Source organism: Staphylococcus sp. HMSC056G08 (genome assembly GCF_001812305.1).
Lineage (GTDB): Bacteria > Bacillota > Bacilli > Staphylococcales > Staphylococcaceae > Staphylococcus > Staphylococcus simulans.
Genome location: NZ_KV808420.1, coordinates 35,006 through 41,097, shown reverse-complemented (window position 1 = coordinate 41,097; position 6,092 = coordinate 35,006). Strand labels below are relative to the sequence as shown.

The 6,092-nt window shown below is 37.5% G+C and carries 3 protein-coding genes; 1 reads left to right on the top strand and 2 read right to left on the bottom strand.

Annotation, left to right across the window (positions count from 1 at the left end; genetic code table 11):
• Positions 1-53: 53 nt before the first annotated feature.
• Together HMPREF2846_RS00705 and HMPREF2846_RS00700 are read right to left on the bottom strand one after the other, a co-directional pair.
• Positions 54-575: a DUF805 domain-containing protein gene (locus HMPREF2846_RS00705; protein WP_070625231.1), complete on the bottom strand. Its 522-nt coding sequence runs from the start codon at positions 573-575 to the stop codon at positions 54-56.
• A gap of 192 nt (positions 576-767) precedes the next feature.
• On the bottom strand, positions 768-3,605 hold the full coding sequence (locus tag HMPREF2846_RS00700) for a YhgE/Pip domain-containing protein (RefSeq protein ID WP_070625229.1): 2,838 nt from the start codon (positions 3,603-3,605) through the stop codon (positions 768-770).
• 218 nt (positions 3,606-3,823) lie between these two features.
• Between HMPREF2846_RS00700 and HMPREF2846_RS00695 the strand changes: the two genes are divergently transcribed.
• Entirely contained in the window at positions 3,824-6,025 is a 2,202-nt protein-coding gene (locus HMPREF2846_RS00695; protein WP_070625227.1) for an amidase domain-containing protein, read from the top strand.
• Positions 6,026-6,092 lie beyond the last annotated feature (67 nt).

Below are 6,092 nucleotides of genomic sequence, written 5' to 3'. Positions count from 1 at the left end.
ATTATCACCAGTCCTAAATAGTATAGAGCCAATATATTCAAATTAATCGTTTGTTATTCAACTTCTGCATCTTGTGCTAATGGATTATTTGAAACAGCTTTACTACTGCCGCCATCACCGTAATTATTCGGTGCTTTGTCCCCTGGCAGTACCAATAAGTAGATAATATAAAGTGTAACTAAACCAGCAACCACAATACCGAAGACACCTGCGAATGCTGTGGCACCTAGTATCCAACCTTCGCTCGCATTCGCTGCCAAGACAACACCAAAGAAGAAAACAAGTGTTCCAACTGAAGCGATAAAACCGCTGATATATGAAATAATCGCAAATAACATTGTACGGTTTGTATCGTGTAAACGTCTAACCATCACAGTGAAAGATGGGATGATAATCGCAATACCAAAGATACTACTTAATAAGCCTCCTGAAAGTGCCCCTAACACAGTTGAAATTAAAAAGTTAATCCAAAATGGATGCCAATAATCCGCTCGATCGGAACGTCCATTCACATCTAAAAAGCGAATCCAAAATTGTTTATAGCTTTCAATAATTTGATTCGATTGATTCTCCATCGTATGCCTCCCCTTTATTTGTTAGGGTCATTATACCCACAACCAATTGAATATCTCAAATTAATTTTAAGTAAATAATTTGTTAATGCATATAAAGTGTTGCGTTCTTTAAGATAAACAAAAGTATAAAAAGAGACCTGAAATCAAAGCTGACTTCAAGTCTCCTATTTACCGTGTGTATGTTGTTTTATCTTATTCTAAGACATCACTTTCTTCTGCTTTTTCTGACACTTTTCTCATAATCGGATCTGTGATTGGTTTAAAGATAATACCGATAATAAAGAATGCGATGCCGAAGATCAGAAGAATCACTAGTTTTTTGGTTAAAATTTCAGGCACAAAGCCACCGACCGCTTCTCTCATCACATCAATCGCATACGCAAACGGCAAGTATGGATGAATCGCTTGGAAGAAATGCGGTGTGACCTCAATTGGGAACGTACCGCCCCCACCTGCGATTTGTAGGACTAACAAGATAATCGCTAAGGCTTTACCAGGGTTTCCAAGTAATGATACTAGTGTATAAACAATCGTCACAAAGACGAGTGAAATAATCACAGATAACCCGATAAACCATGCGACATGTTCAACTTGAGCTTTCAAAATCACAATATCTCCAATAGAGACAATTAACGATTGAAGAATACCGATAATATAAAACAGACCAAGTTTTCCTAAATAAGTTTCTCTAGTAGTAATACCCGGCAAGTCCGCAACATGCTTATTATCTGTCGTCAATAAGCTCACCATCAATAACGCACCAACCCAAATAGACAATGCTGTGTAGAATGGTGTACTTGCTGAACCGTAGTCTTTGACTGGGAAGATATCTTTTTCATGAATCTTAATCGGATTCGCAATGACATCTGCTTGTTTCTTCAAGTCATTTTTCAGTAAATCCACTAACTTATCTACTGCGTCATCATCTTCCACTTCATCAAAGAGCTTATTAGCTTTCGCTAAATCTTTCTCAAGATCCGGCAAGTCGTTTCTGATAAATTCAGCTAACTTATGCAAATCTTCTTTCGCTTGTGGTTGATTTTCATTTAACAATTGCACAATACGGTCATAACGATCAAACAGTGTCGGCAGATTCGCATTAACAGTTGCGGTAGTGTCCGCAAGTTGTTGTTCTAGACCAGGCAAGTCATTTCTCACGAATGATGCAGCACGTTCCACACCTTGTTTAAACTGCGGATAATAACGTTGTGCAGTCGCTACCGCATTTAAGTAACGTTGTTCTAATTGCGGTAAGACACTTTGGATTGTCTCAATACGATCACCTGCGACATCTAAAATAGATTGGCCTTCATCAATCACTTGTTGAATCGTATTCAGCTTAGATTGAACGGTAGAAAGTTTTGCCTCTCCTGTATTCAAGACAGACATAATGTCTTGTGACACATTGATTAAGCGTTGATTCAAGTCTGATTTAATATAGTTTCTTAAATCACTTAATGCATCATTAACATTCGGAATTTCTTTTAATAATTTTACTGCTTCAGCTTTACCAGAACTACCTTGTTTCAAGGCATCTCTCAATTGATTTTGGAGCTTAATCACATGATTGACTCTGTTATTTGCTGCTTCTAGTGTTTGAATTTCTTTAGATAAGTCAACATGTTCACGATTTTCTAGTTCAGACAAGATATCAATCAGTTGTTGGTTGGTCTTGCTTGTCACTTGCAGACGTTCAATCAAGTTATCTAACGTACTTTCAAATTCTTGAGGTTTGTCAGACGCTAAAATACCATAAGTTACTTCTTCTAGCGCTGCTAAATCTTGTTGGCTCGCTTCTGATTGTTGTTCTGTTTGTTGAGAAAGTGATAAGAGTGCTTTTGATAATGAAGACTCCATCGCATTCACATCATTTGGATTAATCGTATCCGTGTTATTCGAATCCTCACCATTAGTACTCATTTGTGAAGTACGTATTCCAGAGAAACGTCCATTATTTGTTGTACTTTGCGGTGCAGTTTGTGCTCTTTCGTTTAATTCATTTTGCACATTTTGATCGACTTCTTGTGCATTATCAATCACTTGTTGGTAACTGCCTACACGTTGTTTTACCGCTGATAAGTAACCTTGTGCTTCATTTAAACCTTGTTTGCCAGCTGTAACACCATTACTAGCAATGTCTACACCACGATTAATACGTGGGAAAGCTTGCGGTACATCATTTGAAGCAACATCTAAGGCACGCTCTATATTCGGTAAATATTCATTTAACGCTAAGATTAACTTTGCACGTTCATTCAATGCTGGAATGGCTGAATTCACTGCGTTTAATTTATCCTGCGCGTCTAAGATATCTCCTTTATATTGATTTAAACCTCGGAATTTATCTGCGTATTCATCTAATTGATCTTGGTTTTGGTCAAGATACAGAATCTTTTTCGCAAATTCATTAATTTTCGGTACTGAATCATTCGCAGTCTTCACTGCTTTTTGAATTTTATTAATCGTTGGTATTTCTTCCTCAAGTTTCACACCTAAACGATTGGCTTCATCTAACAATGCTTTTGTCACTGTTTCATTAAACTGTTCATTCGCTTTTTGAACAATTGCACTCGTTCCTGCATCTGTCATTTTCGGCGCAATCGCGTTTAATTTCTGGTTCACTTTGTATTCAACGTTCGCTTGTTGCGGGTCTTTTCTCAGTGTGCCAGTAATTTCATGTGTAAACTTGTCTGGTATGTACATTGCGGCGTAATATTTACCCATTTTCAAATCATGGTCTGCTTTTTTCCGACTGACAAACTCCCAGTCAAAGTGGTCATCTTTTTTCAAGTTATCGACAATAGTGTCCCCGACATTGATTTGTTTGCCTCGGACTTTATCGCCATTATCTTCATTGACAACTGCGATTTTAATATTTTTGGTATTACCGTAAGGATCCCAAGTCGCATCTAAGTTGAACCATGCGTAAAAGGACGGCAATATCGCTATTCCGCCTAAAATCACTAAAACGGACGGGTGCTTGATAATTTTCTTTAAATCCATCAGGAACAGCTGTATCGCGTTCTTCATTTGTACACCTCTAAAATTTTTATATCTATTTTGGTTTCACATTAATTTCAAATTACTGTTTGTTTCTCTTGAATAAATTGATATAATGGCCTCATTAGTAGGGTTACTCTTTAAAAGCTAACAACTATCAACAACTAGTCATAATACTGCTTTTAGTGTACCAAGTCAAACATCCGTTTGTACACAGTAAACTAATATATTTTAAGAGAGGTATTTCCATGAAGAAACAAAAATTATTGGTCTGTATGCTTTCTACTTCATTGTTAGTTCCATCCTTCCCTTTAAGTGATGTACAAGCAGAAACAACAGATAAAGTCACGGCACCTTCACAGTCTGATGCATCATCTTCAGACCGTGCCTCAAACACTAAACAGGACACACAAGAAAATCAAAAAGAAACATCTAAACCACATAAAGCATCCAAAACGCAATCATCTGATTCAGACACATCTCTAAAATCAGATGAGAAAGATGACGTTGAGTCAGAGTCTGAAACAAATACACAATCAAAAGATACATCTTCAACACCTTCAGATAACACAACACGAAATGAGGTTGAATCAGATTATGACGCACATACATTAGACTTCTTCAAATCTACACCGAAGCGAGATTCATCTAGCCGCTTCGAAAGCCTATTCAACCGTCTCTTCCCAAGTTATTCAAACCGTTCTGAAACTACGGATACCAATCAAGAGACAAGCGACTCTAACGCTAGCAATGAACAAGCTTTAGACAATAAAAATGAAACCTATTATCAAGGTCAGCCACAAACAAAAACACCGTCTGAAGAAACACCAATTGAAACAGACAAACAATCAGAAGACAGTACAACTACATCAAACGAAACAACACCTAAAGAAGATACACCTTCTAACCAAGAACAGTCATCTGACACATCTTCAAATACAACACCTGAAGCTTCTCAAGATGACCAAGATATCTTTAATAAACTAGATGAAGCCAGCAACAATGTCACAAACAATAATCAAGAAGAAACTGAACAACCAACAGAAAACAAAGACTCAGCACAACTAAAACAAGCTGATGACGCTAATCAAACGACACAACCTAAAGAAACAGAAACAAATTCAAACAATGAAGATACAGCTGATAACCAAAACACAACTGGTTCAACACAATCAGAATCTAAAGAAGATACAGATGACACATCTTCTAAAGCAGATGACCGTGTCTTAGAATCTATTTTGGATCAATACAGTGAAGATGCGAAACAAAATAAAGCAGATTATGACGCACAAAAGCAAAATGACAACAAATCTAATCAATCATCTGAAGATACATCCAAACAAGAATCGAATCAGAACGACACAAGCAATGCTTCTAACCCACAATTACCTTCAAAAGCACAATTGGAAAATAAGAAAAAACCAGCACAATCTTTTGAAGATGGTCTAAACCGTTCAGATATCAGAACAACTGCGACATTTGAATTATTACCAAATCTCTCAAGAGATAGTAGTGAATCTGGTGACATCGCAGTAGCTGAAAATAAAGACACACGAGACTTTATTAAAACGATTGCGAAAGATGCCCATGACGTTGGCCAAGATGAAGATATCTATGCCTCTGTGATGATTGCGCAAGCAATTTTAGAATCTGATTCAGGCAACAGTACATTAGCGCGTGCACCGCATTATAACTTGTTCGGAATTAAAGGGTCTTATAAAGGGCATTCCGCAAACTTCAATACATTAGAAGACAGTGGAAGCAGTATGTATCAAATTTCAGCCGCCTTCCGCAGTTACCCAAGTGAAAAAGAATCGCTTGAAGATTATGCAGACTTAATCAAAAACGGCATCGACGGCAATCCAACAATTTATCAACCGACTTGGAAAAGTGAAGCAGCCACGTATCGTGATGCGACAAGACATTTATCACGTACGTATGCGACAGATACACGCTACGCAGATAAATTAAATAGTTTGATTAAGCATTATGATTTAACGCGCTTTGATAAGCAAACAATGCCAGACCTTGCAGACTATCAACCAAGCGATAAAGATCATGAAGGCGACTTCAAACCGTTTGCGGAAACTACAGACAATATGCCTTATCCACACGGTCAATGTACATGGTATGTCTATAATCGTATGCCGCAATTCAACAAAACGATCAGCGGTGATTTAGGTGACGCACGTAATTGGAATAACCGTGCAGAACGTAAAGGTTACCACGTCTCTTCTACACCTAAAGCACATACTGCAGTAGTCTTTGAGGCTGGCCAACAAGGTGCAGACAGTATCTATGGTCATGTTGCTTTCGTAGAAAAAGTAAACGGTGATGGTTCGATTGTGATTTCTGAATCTAACGTTCAAGGTTTAGGTGTGATTTCGTATAGAACAATCGACGCAGAGGATGCTTCAGAATTAAGTTATATTGAAGGACAAGATAAATAATACAAAAGTAACGCTCCATTCAAAGGACCAAAAACTGGTTTTGAATGGAGCGTATTTGTTTTAACTC